At 32.7% G+C, this 15,754-nt stretch carries 15 protein-coding genes; 5 read left to right on the plus strand and 10 right to left on the minus strand.

Features of this window, described 5'->3' with window-relative positions; all coding sequences use genetic code 11:
* Positions 1-119: 119 nt before the first annotated feature.
* Complete coding sequence (gene der / locus C1H87_RS08065) at positions 120-1,424, minus strand: ribosome biogenesis GTPase Der (protein ID WP_102755319.1); 1,305 nt, start codon at positions 1,422-1,424, stop codon at positions 120-122.
* A gap of 170 nt (positions 1,425-1,594) precedes the next feature.
* Between der and C1H87_RS08070 the strand changes: the two genes are divergently transcribed.
* The gene (locus tag C1H87_RS08070; RefSeq protein ID WP_102755320.1) at positions 1,595-2,107 is read left to right on the plus strand and encodes a GTP-binding protein; all 513 of its coding nucleotides are present in this window, start codon (positions 1,595-1,597) and stop codon (positions 2,105-2,107) included.
* A gap of 349 nt (positions 2,108-2,456) precedes the next feature.
* On the opposite strand, the gene era is transcribed toward C1H87_RS08070, so the two are convergent.
* Positions 2,457-3,338, minus strand: a complete 882-nt coding sequence (gene era, locus C1H87_RS08075; protein ID WP_102755321.1) for a GTPase Era — start codon at positions 3,336-3,338, stop codon at positions 2,457-2,459.
* A 760-nt stretch (positions 3,339-4,098) separates the two neighbouring features.
* Between era and C1H87_RS08080 the strand changes: the two genes are divergently transcribed.
* From C1H87_RS08080 to C1H87_RS08090, 3 genes are all read left to right on the plus strand, one after another.
* Complete coding sequence (locus C1H87_RS08080; RefSeq protein ID WP_102755322.1) at positions 4,099-4,371, plus strand: hypothetical protein; 273 nt, start codon at positions 4,099-4,101, stop codon at positions 4,369-4,371.
* Between the two features lie 80 nt (positions 4,372-4,451).
* Complete coding sequence (locus C1H87_RS08085) at positions 4,452-5,489, plus strand: BF3164 family lipoprotein (protein ID WP_102755323.1); 1,038 nt, start codon at positions 4,452-4,454, stop codon at positions 5,487-5,489.
* 4 nt (positions 5,490-5,493) lie between these two features.
* On the plus strand, positions 5,494-6,033 hold the full coding sequence (locus C1H87_RS08090; protein ID WP_102755324.1) for a redoxin domain-containing protein: 540 nt from the start codon (positions 5,494-5,496) through the stop codon (positions 6,031-6,033).
* 73 nt (positions 6,034-6,106) lie between these two features.
* On the opposite strand, the gene C1H87_RS08095 is transcribed toward C1H87_RS08090, so the two are convergent.
* The 3 genes from C1H87_RS08095 to C1H87_RS08105 form a co-directional block, all read right to left on the minus strand.
* Positions 6,107-6,835, minus strand: a complete 729-nt coding sequence (locus C1H87_RS08095; protein WP_102755325.1) for an FKBP-type peptidyl-prolyl cis-trans isomerase — start codon at positions 6,833-6,835, stop codon at positions 6,107-6,109.
* Between the two features lie 209 nt (positions 6,836-7,044).
* On the minus strand, positions 7,045-7,713 hold the full coding sequence (locus C1H87_RS08100; protein WP_102755326.1) for a bifunctional 4-hydroxy-2-oxoglutarate aldolase/2-dehydro-3-deoxy-phosphogluconate aldolase: 669 nt from the start codon (positions 7,711-7,713) through the stop codon (positions 7,045-7,047).
* 10 nt (positions 7,714-7,723) lie between these two features.
* On the minus strand, positions 7,724-8,770 hold the full coding sequence (locus C1H87_RS08105; protein ID WP_102755327.1) for a sugar kinase: 1,047 nt from the start codon (positions 8,768-8,770) through the stop codon (positions 7,724-7,726).
* A gap of 165 nt (positions 8,771-8,935) precedes the next feature.
* Here C1H87_RS08105 and C1H87_RS08110 point away from each other — a divergent pair, with 165 nt between their 5' ends.
* Positions 8,936-9,967 (plus strand): LacI family DNA-binding transcriptional regulator, encoded by a 1,032-nt coding sequence (locus C1H87_RS08110; protein WP_102755328.1) that lies wholly within the window; start codon positions 8,936-8,938, stop codon positions 9,965-9,967.
* 536 nt (positions 9,968-10,503) lie between these two features.
* Here C1H87_RS08110 and C1H87_RS08115 read toward each other — a convergent pair.
* The 5 genes from C1H87_RS08115 to C1H87_RS08135 all read right to left on the minus strand — a co-directional run bounded on the left by C1H87_RS08115 (position 10,504) and on the right by C1H87_RS08135 (position 15,726).
* Positions 10,504-11,268, minus strand: a complete 765-nt coding sequence (locus C1H87_RS08115; RefSeq protein ID WP_102755329.1) for an SDR family NAD(P)-dependent oxidoreductase — start codon at positions 11,266-11,268, stop codon at positions 10,504-10,506.
* A 53-nt stretch (positions 11,269-11,321) separates the two neighbouring features.
* Positions 11,322-12,626, minus strand: a complete 1,305-nt coding sequence (locus tag C1H87_RS08120) for an MFS transporter (protein ID WP_102755330.1) — start codon at positions 12,624-12,626, stop codon at positions 11,322-11,324.
* A 246-nt stretch (positions 12,627-12,872) separates the two neighbouring features.
* On the minus strand, positions 12,873-13,577 hold the full coding sequence (locus tag C1H87_RS08125) for a FadR/GntR family transcriptional regulator (RefSeq protein WP_102755331.1): 705 nt from the start codon (positions 13,575-13,577) through the stop codon (positions 12,873-12,875).
* A 278-nt stretch (positions 13,578-13,855) separates the two neighbouring features.
* A complete protein-coding gene (locus tag C1H87_RS08130) occupies positions 13,856-14,794 on the minus strand; it encodes a polysaccharide lyase family 7 protein (RefSeq protein ID WP_233783396.1) in 939 nt (312 codons plus the stop codon).
* A gap of 14 nt (positions 14,795-14,808) precedes the next feature.
* On the minus strand, positions 14,809-15,726 hold the full coding sequence (locus C1H87_RS08135; RefSeq protein WP_102755333.1) for a polysaccharide lyase family 7 protein: 918 nt from the start codon (positions 15,724-15,726) through the stop codon (positions 14,809-14,811).
* Positions 15,727-15,754: the final 28 nt, after the last annotated feature.

The following is a 15,754-nucleotide window of genomic DNA, read 5'->3' on the forward strand; positions in this document are numbered from 1 at the left end:
ATATAATATACTGAATAAACAAACTTGATCGTTTATTAGGGTTTAGTATTAAAAAATGAGGGGTTTGTTAGAATAGCCTAGAATATGTATTCATTTTAACAAGTAGTAGACGAATCAAACTACTTTTTACGCATATAAACACTTACCGGAACACCATTAAAATCAAAGTGTTCACGAAGTTTATTCTCTAAAAAGCGTTTGTAAGGGTCTTTTACATACTGTGGTAAGTTACAGAAAAATGCAAACTGTGGCTGTGGTGTTGGCAACTGCATAATGTATTTAATTTTTACAAATTTGCCTTTGTATGCCGGTGGCGGGTAATTTTCTATAATTGGAAGCAAAACATCATTAAGCTGGCTTGTTTTTATTTTTTTAGAACGGTTTTTATAAACCTCGACAGCTGTTTCTATAGCTTTAAAAATACGTTGTTTGGACAAGGCAGAAATAAATATGAGCGGAACGTCTGTAAAGGGCTCTATTTGCTTTTTAATGGCCTTCTCGTATTCCTTTACCGACTTATGGTCTTTCTCTACTAAATCCCATTTGTTAACTAAAATAACGATGCCCTTTCTGTTACGCTCGGCCAACCAAAATATGTTCTGTACCTGACCATCGAAACCACGGGTAGCATCTAAAACCAAAAGGCAAACATCTGCATGCTCAATGGCTCTAACACTACGCATTACAGAATAAAATTCTAAATCTTCTTTTACTTTCGATTTTCTGCGTATCCCGGCTGTATCAACTAAGTTAAATTCAAAACCAAAACGGTTGTATTTGGTATCTATAGCATCTCTTGTTGTTCCTGCTATGTCTGTTACTATATATCTATCTTCACCAATTAATGCATTTATAAATGACGATTTTCCAGCATTAGGGCGACCAACTACTGCAAAACGAGGCAACTCTTCCTCTACTACTTCTTCTTTTTCAGGCAATGCTTCAACTAAAGCATCGAGCAATTCCCCTGTACCACTTCCGTTTATACTTGCAATACAATAATATTCTCCTAACCCTAAAGAATAAAACTCAACAGCATCTTCAGAACGCTTTGCGTTATCAACTTTATTAATTGCTAGAAAAACTGGTTTATCTACTTTTCGGAGCAAATTGGCAACATCCTCATCCATACCTGTTACACCATTTTCAACATCTACCATAAAAATAATAGCATCAGCTTCATCAATAGCCAACTCAACCTGTTTGTCTATTTCGGCTTCAAAAGCATCATCACTTCCTAATACGTATCCACCTGTATCTATAAGCGAAAACTCTTTACCATTCCAGTCGCTTTTACCATAATGGCGGTCTCTTGTAACACCACTCACGGCATCAACGATAGCTTCTCTTCGTTGTATTAAACGATTAAAAAATGTTGATTTCCCTACATTGGGTCTTCCTACTATAGCTACTATATTGCTCATAATCTATAAATGGTATACAACAGTCTAAAACTGATTTGTTTATACTCCCTGCTGGAAATATTTTGCAAAAATAGGAAATATAGTCTACCTAGTGTTCTTTTTTATAAAGATTAAAAGTATTTGCAGTTAATAAAAAAATAGTAATTTAATAAGCGTAAAACGCTAATAATATGCCAACTGCCAATGATATTGTTTTAAGACCCCGTTTTAAAATGGAACTTAATAAAAACAATGAGTCTATTTTGAAAGATTTTGAAGTCTTAAAAGCCCAGCAATCTGAATTTATTGTAACGCGATTAGACAATCATGTCTTTATTAAATTCCCGAAAGAAAAACAGCATTTTTGGTCGCCTCAACTTCATTTGGAAATTGATTCTATTGACGAAAATTCCAGTTTACTTTATGGGTTATTTGGTCCTAATCCAACGGTTTGGACCATGTTTATGTTTCTTCATTTTGTGGTTGCTGGCTTATTTATAGCTTTTGGTATATGGGCTTACACAAATTGGTCTTTAGATAAAACCTATGCTATACAGGTTAGTTTAATGCTCTTAATGATTATTGTTTGGGTTGTTTTATACTTTGCCGGTAGTATCGGGAAAGCTTCAAGCAAAAATGAAATGCGTGAGCTGAATGATTTCATGCGTCGAGTTATAACACATGAAAAAGCACCTCAATCTTAAAACTAAGGTGCTTAACAACTAACTAAAACTCAATAAAATAAACTAACTTAACATTATTGAAGGTCTTTATAAAAGCAGACAGCTTTAGGAATATTATTTGAAGTCACAAAAAAGAAGCATCTTATTGAAGCTCTATTAAAGGACGAATTTAAATTTGAAATGCTATTTATAGTAGCCCAGATGGACTTTACACTTAGTGCAAAGCCTCTTTTAAGCATGGCATGGTGAGCTAAACTTGCGAAAAACAGTTTATTAGAATGTTTCATACCTGGTTATCTTTTAGATTCCAAATATGGAACTTGTATTTAAATTGAATGTTATCCTATTAAGAAGATACTATTAGGATTATCTATTGATTGTAACCAAAACGTTTCAACTGGTTTTGATTGCTTCTCCAATTTTTATTTACTTTAACATAAAGCTCTATATGGATTTGCTTGCCAAAGAACTTTTCTAAATCCTTTCTGGCCTCTACTCCTACACGTTTTAATGCACTTCCTTTATGCCCGATTATTATTCCTTTTTGTGTCTCGCGTTCTACCATGATAACCGAACGGATTCTTATAATGTTTTCTTCTTCTAAAAATTCTTCGGTATCTACCTCAACGGCATAGGGTATTTCTTTTTTATAATGAAGCAGAATTTTTTCCCTGATGCTTTCATTTATAAAAAATCGTTCTGGTTTGTCTGTTAATTGGTCCTTTGGATAAAATGGTGGCGACTCCGGGAGCAATTCTACAATTCTATCGAACACTTCATTTACCTGAAAGCCTTCTAATGCCGAAATAGGGATAATTTCTGCATTTGGAACTTTTTCTGCCCAAAGTTGCACTTGAGCTTCTAATTGTCCCTGATCTGATTGATCTATTTTATTTAAAAGCAACAACACCGGAATCTTCGAACTTGTTATTTTTTTAAAAAAAGCTTCGTCTTTTAACGTTTGTTCTCCTATTTCCACCATGTAGAGCAATACATCTGCATCTTCAAAGGCAGATTTTACGAATCCCATCATAGATTCCTGTAGCTCGTAGGCTGGTTTTATAATACCTGGTGTATCACTAAACACTACTTGAAAATCGTCTCCATTTACTATACCTAAAATTCTATGACGTGTGGTTTGTGCCTTAGATGTAATAATAGATAACTTTTCCCCTACAAAGGCATTCATCAATGTAGACTTACCCACATTAGGGTTACCAATAATATTTACAAAACCTGCTTTGTGACTCATATAATCTTAATTATCCATATGTTATAACAATTTAATTATAAAATAACATATTAAATCCGTTCATTTTTCATTCCATTTCCTCGTTTGAAGTTCCTGTAATTAAAACTGTTCAAATCAATCTCCGTATTATAGAACAAAAACAATTTTGTTTTCTATACAACATTATAACTAAATTGGTATCGCAAAGTTACAATCTTGAATTGTTTATTTTGTTATAATTATACTTTTAAACATTCTGTCCATTATTTTATAACTTGACTAGCCTCGAACTATGATGGGTCTCATTCATTTACTGAACGATTATTATTCTTATCCGTACTAATAATTTAAAATATTTTTTAATATTAAGAAAAGAAATGTTCCATTCTTATTTACACGGAATATTTGCTCTATTTCAATCAATATGTCATTCTATTAATTTTATCAAAAACCTATGCCAACATTAATAAAATATATTTCATAAGCATACAAATTCTATTTTTTTAATCTCCTTATTTAGATCAATTAAAGATTAGCAAAAGGACAAATTTTGTCCTTCTAGTATTTTTACTTTGTTCGATTCTTTAATTTAAAATAGGTTATATGGCACAAACTTCTCAATAAAACACCAAAGGAAACCTTATTTATAATATAGGTTAATGATTATTTAAAGTTTTAAGTAATCATATATGTTTCAAAAGTAGCATATCCTTAAAATAGACTTTTTAGTTAAAAACAAAGTATAAGAGAATTTCTCTTTTTATGAATTAAAATTAATAATATGAAAAATACTTTTTTCAAACTTATAACTCCATTAGGACTATTTGTTTTCGCTGTAATAACCTTTAATACAAATACGAGTAATTTAAATCAAAACGATTTGACTTTAGATAATATTTTAGCATTAAACTCTGCAAATGCTGAATTCTGGGGAGGAGGATGTTTAACTTGCACTGATGAAATCGTTGCTATATGTGGTAGGACAATTGCTGGGGATACATATTATGGCAAATTTGTAAGATACGATCCCAGCCCATGGAATCCATGTAATTAATTTTACAAAAATAACTAGTTTACAATAAAAGAAGTAAATGTACTATAACATTTACTTCTTTAAATAATTATTACAAGTAAATGAAAAAGTATTTAATATTTGTTTCAATTCTTATAAGTTGCTCCAAAACCTATAATAAAGATTTTGAAATTTATTTTACAGAAGTCAAAACTGTCGACTTAAAATCGGATAAAGTAAGGTTGAAATATGATTCAGAAACATTTTTTAGTCAAATTCCAGAAATGATTTTTGTAGATAGCTTACTAATTATAAATGATCGAAATCCTGATTATACTATGAAAATTATTAATTTAAAAAATAATAAAGTCCAAAACTTTGGAAAAAAAGGGAGAGGTCCAAATGAATTCCAAATACCCTTTTCAAAAGTTTCTGTAGACAAATTTTCAAAAAAAATATACATAAGAAATTCTTCTAATTATCATATATATAGCATAGATAGCTTAAAAAAAGGAAAAGAACTTAACAAACCATTATCAAAATTTGAAATAAAATTAAGCGATACACAGTTTTTAATAAATACATATTGCAAAAATTATATAATAGGTGGAACTTATAAAACCCCTATCGGTTTATATAATATTAAAACAAAAGCTAGTACAGAAAAATATGAATATGATACAGGAGGGTCATTGGGGAATCAAGCTAACTTTTTTAGCCATCCATCAAAACCTAAAGTTATATATATTCAATCTAATTCTGAAATTATGGGAATTGTCACCATAAAAAATGATGATGTAGAAAGAAAAGAATTATCCTGGTGGAAAGAGAACAACGAACAAGTTACTGAAGGCGGAAAAACACATGCTAAATCTAAATATTCAAGTAATAATAGACGTAGTTTTATGAGTGCAACCACATCTGAAAACTATATCTATATACTTTACAGTGGTAAACCAGTAGGAACTACTAAAGAATCTTATAATAAAGCTAGATTATGCGATATGATTTATGTGTTTGATTGGGAAGGTAATGCCATAAAAAAATACAGATTAGATCAAGATGTTACCTCAATTGCTCTAGATGAAAAAAACAATTTATTATATGCATCTTCTTATGGTGATGGCTCACCTTATATAGTTAAATATAAATTAGAATGAGCATATGAGTTTAAAAAAAAATATATATTATATTTTAATAGTGTTACTATTTATTAACCTAAGTTGTGTAAAAAACAAAGAAATAAATAGTGAAGTTAATAATTGGGTTGGTAAACAATTGACTTTACCTAAAGATAGTTTAATAAGAAATTATATCAAAAAAAAAACTAATCCTTTAAAGAAAAAAATAAAAATATTAACAGTAATTAATGGTGACTGTAGTATATGTTATGATGAATTAAAAGCATGGAAAAGTTATATTAAAGAAACTGACACAAGTCAAGTTGGGTTTGTCTTTATAATTTACACTTTTAATAAATTAATGGAATTTAACGATATGAATAATTCAACATTAAAATTTCAATACCCATATTTTCAAGATGACGGGGAAAAAATAGTTAAAGAAAATAATTTTCCTGATAATAGATTATTGAAAACATTCTTATTAGATAGTGAAAATAAAGTGATTTTAATTGGTAATCCAACTATTCATAAATCAATAAATGATTTATATAAAAAAGAAATAAAAAAAAGAATAAAATAGTAGTAGTTATTAGTTCTAAAAAAATAGCCCGAAAATATAATGTTTTTTCGGGCTATTTTTAAATTTATTTATATTACTTAACTATCTCTAAAAGTTCTACTTCAAATATTAAAACATCAAATGGTTTAATTTTACCACCTTGACGTGGAAAAGCACCATATGCTAAATTTTGTGGGATGAAGAACTTGTATTTAGCACCAAGGTTCATAAGCTGAATTCCTTCTGTCCATCCTGAAACAACAGCATTTAACTTAAATTCTTCTGGTTTTCCTCTTTCTACCGAACTATCAAATACTTCGCCATTAATTCTGGTTCCATGATAATGTACTTTAACTTTCGATGTTGCTACTGGATTATCACCCGTTCCTTCTTTTAAAACAATGTATTGCAAACCACTTTCTGTAGTTTCAATACCTTCTTTTGAGATATTCTCTGCTAAAAACTTTTCTCCTTCTGCTTTATTTGCTCCAAACTGTTCTTCGGCTTTCTTCAACGCTTCTTCTTTTTGCTTCTTCATCATATCTTCACGCTTCTTCATCATATACGTTTGAAGAAACTGTTGCACCTTATCTTTTTCTATTAGAAGCTTAGAAGAATCTGACGCATTTAAATATCCTTGTACAAGTAAATCCTTATTAATCTCATCAAAGCTACTTCCTACACCTCTTGCTATATCCATTCCAACAGCATAACTAACAGAATCTAATTCTGTTTTTAACGATGTACTATTATAATTCCCTTTATTACAAGAAACTACGAACAAAGTAGCAATTGATAGGCTTAAAATTTTTATTGTTTTCATGTTCTTTTTTCAGTTTTTGTTAGTTTATAAAATTTATATAATCAATTCGAAATAAGTAATTAGAATCTCAATTACAAACGGTTTGCTTAGGTAATTATTTTTCTAATTGCAGCCAAAAGTAACAAATTTACAGGCATTAAAAAAAGAAAAGCCTTCTTGTATTCAAGAAGGCTTTTAATATTGGAATATTATTATGATATTCTTAACATTTAGCTTCGAACTTCTTTAATAAGATCAATAGAAAATTTTACTTTCTCTTCTATTTTAGCATAATCAAATTGTCCGTTAGCATCTTTAGCCATCAATTTAGATCCCATTCCAACACAGGTTACACCAGCACTAAACCAGGCTTCTAAATTTTCTTTTGTTGGAGACACACCTCCTGTAGGCATAATGTTCGTCCATGGTTGAGGCGCTTTTACACCCTTTACGAATTGTGGTCCGTAAATATCGCCAGGGAACAATTTAACAATCTCGCAACCCAACTCTTCTGCTCTGGTAATTTCGGTTAAAGTACCACAACCAGGAGACCATAGCACCTTTCTTCTGTTACAAACAATAGCAATGTCTTCTCTTAAAACAGGTGTTACAATAAAGTTTGCTCCTAAAGCCATAAATCTTGAGGCTGCTGCGGCATCGGTTACAGAACCAACACCTAATATCATACCGGGCAATGCTTTAATCGCATATTTTACTAACTCTCCAAAAACTTCGTGAGCAAAATCACCTCGAGCTGTAAATTCCAGTAATCTAGCACCGCCATCGTAGCAAGCTTTTAATACTTTTTTACTTGCTTCTATATCGCTATTGTAAAACAAAGGAACCAGTCCTGTGCTTTTCATAACTTCTGCAACTTCTATTCTTGTATATTGTGCCATATCTTATAATTTATCGTGCAACGCGACCTGAAGCGTCTCCACCCATTAATTTTTCTACTTCTGCAACAGTAACTAAGTTAGCATCACCTTTTATTGTGTGTTTTAAACATGATGCTGCAACAGCAAAGTCTAAAGCATTTTGGTCATCTTCTGGATATTTAAGCAATCCGTAAATTAAACCACCCATAAAACTATCACCACCACCTACTCTATCAACGATATCCGTAATTTGGTACTGACGTGTTTCATACATTTTCTTACCATCATATAAAACTCCAGCCCATGTATTATGAGATGCAGATATAGAACCTCTTAGGGTTGTAATTACCTTTTTAGCTCTTGGGAATTTTTCCATCATTTGTTGACAAACAGAAAGGAAAGCTTCAGCTTTTACATCATGTCCTTGAGTTTGAACTGTAATACCTTCTGGTTTGATACCAAAGTGCATTTCGGCATCTTCTTCGTTACCTAATACAATATCACAATAAGATGTAAGCTCAGTCATAACCGCTTCTCTATGTGCACCGTCACAGTATTTCCATAATTTAGCACGGTAATTTAAATCGGTAGAAATAGTAATGCCTTTTGCGCTTGCAGCTTTTACAGCTTCTAAACAAACATCGGCAGCACCTTGAGAAATCGCAGGAGTAATACCTGTCCAATGAAACCACTCTACACCTTCAAAAACACTATCCCAATCAATCATTCCAGATTCAATTTCAGAAATGGCAGAGTGAGCTCTATCATAAACCACTTTACTACCTCTTGAAACGGCTCCGGTTTCTAAAAAATAAATTCCTAAACGATCACCACCGTAAACAATTTTATCTACACCAACACCTCTTTTACGCATTTCCATCATGGCACACTCCCCAATATCATTTTTTGGTAAACGTGTTACAAAATCAACAGAAACTCCGTAATTAGCCAAAGAAACAGCTACATTAGATTCTCCTCCTCCATAAATAGCATCAAAACTATTTGCTTGCGAAAATCTTAAAAATCCTTGAGGAGCTAATCTTAACATGATCTCTCCAAACGTTACTACTTTACTCATCTTTTAATTCTTATTTAAATAATTCTTAGTTTTAGTTAAACGTTTAAGCAATATTTTAAAGAACTAAATCAAAACCTCTTAACCTTATAATAAATTTAGATATTTTGATTTCTTAAACTAAAAGAATATATTTGCTTAATCGATTAAGCAAATATATATAAAAAGTTGAGTAATAAAAAAAAATCAACAATAAAAGATATAGCAAATGTTTTAAACATTTCTCCTGCTGCGGTATCTAAAGCGCTTCACAATGATTCCCGTATTAGCGAAAAAACCAAAAAAGCGGTTAGGCAAGTTGCGAAAAATTTAAACTATCAGCCCAACCACCTCGCTAGTGCCCTGCGTAAAGGAAAAAGTAATCTGGTGGGCGTTATTGTACCCAGAACGAATAGCAACTTTTTCTCTTCTGTGATTCAAAATATGGAAGAGGAATTAAATAAAGAAGGTTACAATATTATTATAACCCAATCCAACGAATCGTATAAAAAAGAATGCAATAATATTGATGCGCTTTTATTTACTCAAGTTGATGGTATTATCGCTTCTATGGCTAACGAAACAACCGACCTAGAGTACTACGAAAAAATTAAATCCAAAGGAATTCCTTTAATCTTGTTCGATCGTGGGGAAAACGATTTAAATGTCGATTATATTGGGATTAACGATTATGACAGCAGTCATTTAATTGTTAATCATTTAGTAGAGCAGGGTTGTAAACGCATTGCTCATATTGGCGGTTTTAAGCGTACTCGTATTTTTAACAATAGGATTAGAGGTTACATTGATGCACTAAAAAAACACGATCTTCCTTTAGAAAATGAACTATTAATTGAAAGTAGCCTTACTACAGAAGATGGAAGGGAAAAAATGATTCGGTTATTGGCTTTAGAAAACAGACCGGATGCTGTTTATGTTGCTGGTGATTATGCTGCCTTAGGGGCGTTGCAAGTGCTAAATGAACAACATATTAAAGTCCCCGAAGACATTGCTTTGGTTGGCTTTGGCAATGAACCTTTTACTGCTATGGTAACGCCTACTATTACAAGTATAAATCAGCATAGCTCCGAAATTGGAAAACAGGCTGCCAAAACATTTTTAGAACACTCCAAGAAGTCTGTAGTTAAACAAACATTAAATAAGATAATATTGGATGCCGAATTAATTGTTAGGGATTCTTCTAATATTAAAGATTCGTAGTTGCTTAACCTGATCTTCAACTGTATTTAAGACATTAGTTTACGCGAATGGCTTCTCAATATGGCCGTATCTCCGTACTAACCCTGTTCACGAATTAGACTTTCAGCTAAGTTTAATTTGGTACTAACTTTAACATGAATCTTGCTTAAGAATTCAAGGTGTTCCTCCCTTTTTAAAAGGGAGGTGGATCCCGATGTGATCGGGATTCGGAGGGTTATATTTGTTTGTTATTTTTAATAAAACTCCTCTTTCTTCCAATTTTTATCAAAATTGGAATTCATTCTCTTTAAATAAAGAGGAGAGCATGGCTTATTGTATCTTTTTAACGTACGTTTACAAATTAGTAAATGCAATTTACTAATTTGTAAATTATCAATAATTGGAACTATCAGCAATTTCGTGAAATTAATGTCTCTACGTTTTATTCTTCCTGAAATCTTGATATAAAAAACAAATCTCTTTGCCACAAATAAATTTGCGACAAAGAGATTTTCACTATTATGATAACTTAGTTAAAAGCTACCCATTATTTAATCTTATATTCCTAGACCTTGTCCGCCACCAATTTGAACAGTTTCTGCAGTAATAAAAGAAGCATCTTTACTTGCTAAAAATGATACTACGCCTGCCACTTCTTCTGGCTGCCCTAATCTTCCTAACATAATGTTGTTCTTCCAGGAAGCAAAAACTTCTGGTTTTGTCGATTTAATTTGCGCGTGAAATGGCGTATCGATTGTACCTGGAGACACGGCGTTTACTCTAATTCCGTATTCTGCAAGGTCTTTTGCCAATGCTCTTGTAATGGTATGCACGCCAGCCTTAGATGTACCGTAAATTCCAGCTCCCGGTCCTCCGGCATTCCATCCTGCATTTGATGTATAATTAATTATTGAAGCATTATCACTCTTTTTAAGAAATGGTATGGCCGCTCTTGATGCAAAAAATGTTGAATCTAAATTTAATGCCATTACAAATCTGTAAAACTCGGTGGTCATATCTTCAAATCTAGATCTTCCGCCTAAGCCTCCTGCATTGTTTACAAGAACATCTATTTTACCGTATTTCTCACCAATTTTCTTAATATTTGAAGTTACTGCTTCTTCATTAGTAACGTCAAATCCATAATATTCGGCTGTGATTCCTTCAGCTTCAAGTTCTTTAACTTTTTCTGCCCCAACTTCATCTTCAATACCATTTAAAATTACAGTATATCCATCTTGACCGAGTCTCTTTGCCACTTGAAAACCAATACCTCCTGTAGCACCTGTAATTATTGCTACGCTTCCTTTTAAACTACTCATATCTTTTAACTTGTTTTAATTATTTTATGATTTTTATTTTGAATTCTTATACTTTAAACTTTTCTTTTTAATGGCTCTATTTTTCCACATAATATCCAAATGCTTGCAAGAGCAATAATAGCTAAGGCAGCTCCAATAATGAAAGCCGGTGTGTAATGACCTCCTTTTGTTAATATGGGAACCAAATATGTTAAACCTGCCGCCGTTAATTTTGCAGCCATACCCGAAAACCCTGCCAATGTACCTACTGTCTTACCTCCAAAATAATCGCTTGGTAAGGTTTGTACGTTTCCTATAGCTACTTGGAATCCAAATAAAATAACCGCCATTATTATTACAGCCATTACTGGTCCTCCAGGGCTAGCCATTCCCAATAGCGCTGGTAACATGATTAAACAACCTAAGGTAATTACTAACTTTCTTGTTTTATCGACCGTCCAACCGGCTTTTATACGATTTTGAGCTAACAAACCTCCAGTCCAAGCACCTATCATGGCTCCTACATAAGGCACCCATCCATAAATCCCAATGGTTTTAACATCCATACCATAAACCTCGAAAAGGTAAATTGGTATCCAGAATACGAATAACCACCAAATAGGATCGATCACTGCTGAAGCTACAATGACACCCCAGCTTTCTTTTCGCGATAACATCTCTTTTACTGTTGGATTATATTCTTCTTCTTCAAAATCGCCATCGGCATCGGCATCCTGATTTTTTTGACCTGTAAGGATATATTGCCGTTCTGCCTCTGTGATCCATGGGTGCGATTTAGGTGGTGCTTTTACTAATATCATCCAAGGAATTAGCCACAATAAACCTGCTAAACCTACCAGTATAAATATGGCTTGCCAACTAAAATAAATTGTTAAAGCGGCAATTAGCGGAATAGAAATAATACCACCTATTGCTGCGCCCGAATTAAAAATTCCTTGAGCCAGGGCCCTTTCTTTAGTGGGGAACCACTCGGCATTCCCTTTGGTTGCTCCGGGCCAGTTACCTGCCTCTGCTATACCTAAAATTCCACGGAATATCCCGAAGCTCAATAAGCCTTTAGCTAAAGCATGTAATGCCGTTGCTATTGACCAAATTCCTATAGAAAGCGCGAACCCTATACGTGTACCAACCCAATCAAAAATTTTCCCGAATATGGCTTGACCAAAAGCATAGGAAAACACGAAAATGATTGAGATATAAGCGTATATTGATTTATGTTCATCAGCCGAACTGTCTGGGTAGAGATCTTTTGCGATCTCTGGCCATAGTACACTTAACGACTGGCGATCGATATAGTTGATAATAGTGGCAAGGGCAATTAATCCGACTACCCACCATCTTAAACCTTTTAGTTTCATATACTTAAATGTTTTTTAATTATTTATCTTAAAATTTAGACAATAGTGTTCCTCTACTGATTAAACCAGTACTTCGATTTAAATAAACTATTTACTAAATCATAGCTTTTTAATTGGCTACAGCGAGTTACCATAAAAGCTATTTTACTTTTGTGAAGAAATACCTTAAAGTATTCACTTCCCTCCTTATTTTTATTTTTTTACACAGAAACCAAGGCGTGCACTCCTAGCTTCTACGATTTATATTTATTCTACATTATAACAATACTGATACAACGCTCTAAAATGGTCTTTCATTTTTTGTTTTGCCAATTTAGGATCTTTGCTTTTAATAGCTTCGTAAATCTCTGTATGTTCCTTAATGCCCTCAAAGGCTTGATCTATATCGCAAACATGATATTTTTCAAAATCGATAATGATCTGTGGGGTAATAGATAACATAAATGTATTCATAGTACTATTACCACTTGCTTTTGCTATGGCCAAATGAAACAACAAATCTTCTTGTACGGCATCTTCGCCCGACAATGCTTTTTTCTCGTAAGCATCTAAGGCTTCTTTAATATGTTTTAAATCCTCTTCTGTACGTCTTAAAGATGCTAATTTTACAGTTTTTAGCTCTAATAAAATTCTTGTTTCTACCAGCGACTTAAAATCTTGAGATTCTAATCTCAAGATATCTTCTATCATTCCGTTCATAGCAACCACACCAATGTTTGCGACAAATGTTCCACTTTGAGGAATGGATTTTAACAATCCGTAAAACTCTAATTTTTGAATGGCATCCCTAACATTACTTCTACTCACCTTAAATTTCTCAGATAACATACGCTCGGAAGGTAATTTATCCCCCGGCTCCAGATTTTTATAGTTTATTAACTCTTTAATTTTACTAATTATAGAGTTTTGTATTTCTCTGTTATCTCCTACTGTAAGTATTTCCAATTTCATGTGCTTATATTTACCTTATACTTCAATTTCTTGGCGCTAATATAACGCGTATAGATTAGTTATTTATGCCTTTATTTTTTAGTTATAAACATTATTTTCACTCGTAAATTATTCTTCTTGAGCCTATTGTTTAACCGTAATGATAAAATTAAAAAAAACATCACTCTTTTTTTAATTTTTTGAGTCAGATTATACTGACTTTAATAGCCAGTATAATCCAACCAAAAACAAACTCAAACTATTACTAAATTCATTTAATTTTGCTATAAATTAATTCTTTAATGGGTTACTTTTAATTCGTAATATTTAACTTTCGAAAAGGCGTTTTTATCTTTTGTTACCAAATAATTTCCTGCTTTAAAATAGTTTTCAAAAACACCCCATTTTTTAATATGTATATCGTCGTACACTATAGATTCTTCATCATTTAAAATCACTTCCATTCTCTCATTTTCAACTTTAACCTCCAATTTAAATTTATCAAAGCCTACGTGTGTCGAAAAGGTATGTCCTTTGTCATCGCCCCAAGCATCGGTATGTAATATTTCTGTACTTGATGCATTCAAATCTTTTAATACTTTCGTTTTCACCCTCACGTATCCATTGTTCCAATAAATCTTTAACATAGGTGGTGCATTGTTGTCATCTTCTCTTATTAAATCACGTTGCGCATTGGTTAACCTTCCGTGAATTTGCATAATGATCGTTCTATGGTATTTACCATCGGCATCTTTCGAAATATCATCCATTTGTAAAACACCTTCCATGTTTCCGCCCTCTGCAAACGTCCAGTTTGTACTGTTACTACCAGGTACCATTTGCTCTCTTAGCTCTGTTCTTGAGTAAGATGAATTGGCGGTTGAAGCGCCCGGATAAGTATAAAACACCAGTGCTCCATTAACAGAATCGTTATAAAAAAACGGTTTCAAAGTTTCATTGGTAGCATAATCTAAAATTTCTGGAGGTTTCACCTCGGTTGGCTTACCTATAGGCAGTGTTACTTTCCAGTGACTTAAATCTATATTTGGTAATTTGTATGATGTATTGCCGTTTGTTTCTTCTTTTTCATTGGGTTCTTCTTCATCTACAACTTGTTCCTTGTCAGCTTCTTGTTGAGGATCCTCATTACTTTTATGGCAACCAAAAGCCATAAGAAGTATCATGATTCCCAGGAATGCTTTTTTTAATATGATGTTATGTTTTTTTAAAATGATCACTTTTAATTAATTATTTAATGACTTACTTCTAATTCGTAAAATCTAACTTTTGAATAAGCTCCTTCATCTCTAGACTGAAAATAGTTTCCAGCCTTAAAATAGTTTTCAAAAACGCCCCATCTTCTCATATGGACACTCTTGTACACCTTATATTCGTTTCCATTTAGTATAATTACCATTTTACCATCGGAGACTTTTACTTCTAAAGTAAACTTATTAAACCCTACTTCTTGTTCGAAGTTAAAGCCTTCATCATTATCCCAGGCATCTTCATGAAGTATTTCGGTCTCTGAGGCATTTAAATTCTTAAGAACTTTTGTCTTTACGCGAATTTTTCCCTTATCCCAATATATTTTTAATATTGGCGGTGCATTATTATCATCTTCACCAATCAAATCACGCTGTTCATTAGTTAAACGCCCATGGATTTGCATGATAATAGTTCTATGGTACTTCCCATTAGAATCTCTGGAGGTTTCATCCATTGCTATTTTAGCCTTCATGATACCGCCTTGCTTAAAGGTCCAATTCACATTATTATTGCCAGGCTCCATCTGCTCTCTTAATTCCGACCTCGTGTATTTGGTATTCCTGGTTTTCGATTTGGTTGGCATGGCATGAAATACAATTGCGCCTTTGGTAGAATCTATATACATGTAAGGTTTTGCTATGTCGCTTGATGCAAAATCCAGAATCTCTGGCGGACTAATTTCGTAAGGCTTACCGTTTTCTTTAACTGCCGGCAAAGTAACTTTCCAATGACTTAAATCTATATTGGGAAGTTTTACTTTTTTCTTTTTTCTTCTCTTCTTCTTTTTTTCAACTTTAACATCCGAATCTGAAGCGCTACCTGTTTGTGCTTTACAAGCAGCGCTTACAGCTAGAAATGTTATTAATACAATACTTAATATTTCTATTCGGAAGTTTTTCATTTTTAATTTTTTGCTTTACTATAACTTA

The sequence above is a fragment of the Flavivirga eckloniae genome (assembly GCF_002886045.1).
Taxonomy (GTDB): Bacteria; Bacteroidota; Bacteroidia; order Flavobacteriales; family Flavobacteriaceae; genus Flavivirga; species Flavivirga eckloniae.

What these genes read in the sequence shown, in the direction of transcription:
- der (WP_102755319.1), bottom strand. Translation starts at nt 1,424, where the DNA reads ATGAGCAATATAGTAGCTATAGTAGGAAGACCCAATGTAGGGAAATCA.
- C1H87_RS08070 (WP_102755320.1), top strand. Translation starts at nt 1,595, where the DNA reads ATGCCAACTGCCAATGATATTGTTTTAAGACCCCGTTTTAAAATGGAA.
- era (WP_102755321.1), bottom strand. Translation starts at nt 3,338, where the DNA reads ATGAGTCACAAAGCAGGTTTTGTAAATATTATTGGTAACCCTAATGTG.
- C1H87_RS08080 (WP_102755322.1), top strand. Translation starts at nt 4,099, where the DNA reads ATGAAAAATACTTTTTTCAAACTTATAACTCCATTAGGACTATTTGTT.
- C1H87_RS08085 (WP_102755323.1), top strand. Translation starts at nt 4,452, where the DNA reads ATGAAAAAGTATTTAATATTTGTTTCAATTCTTATAAGTTGCTCCAAA.
- C1H87_RS08090 (WP_102755324.1), top strand. Translation starts at nt 5,494, where the DNA reads ATGAGTTTAAAAAAAAATATATATTATATTTTAATAGTGTTACTATTT.
- C1H87_RS08095 (WP_102755325.1), bottom strand. Translation starts at nt 6,835, where the DNA reads ATGAAAACAATAAAAATTTTAAGCCTATCAATTGCTACTTTGTTCGTA.
- C1H87_RS08100 (WP_102755326.1), bottom strand. Translation starts at nt 7,713, where the DNA reads ATGGCACAATATACAAGAATAGAAGTTGCAGAAGTTATGAAAAGCACA.
- C1H87_RS08105 (WP_102755327.1), bottom strand. Translation starts at nt 8,770, where the DNA reads ATGAGTAAAGTAGTAACGTTTGGAGAGATCATGTTAAGATTAGCTCCT.
- C1H87_RS08115 (WP_102755329.1), bottom strand. Translation starts at nt 11,268, where the DNA reads ATGAGTAGTTTAAAAGGAAGCGTAGCAATAATTACAGGTGCTACAGGA.
- C1H87_RS08120 (WP_102755330.1), bottom strand. Translation starts at nt 12,626, where the DNA reads ATGAAACTAAAAGGTTTAAGATGGTGGGTAGTCGGATTAATTGCCCTT.
- C1H87_RS08125 (WP_102755331.1), bottom strand. Translation starts at nt 13,577, where the DNA reads ATGAAATTGGAAATACTTACAGTAGGAGATAACAGAGAAATACAAAAC.
- C1H87_RS08135 (WP_102755333.1), bottom strand. Translation starts at nt 15,726, where the DNA reads ATGAAAAACTTCCGAATAGAAATATTAAGTATTGTATTAATAACATTT.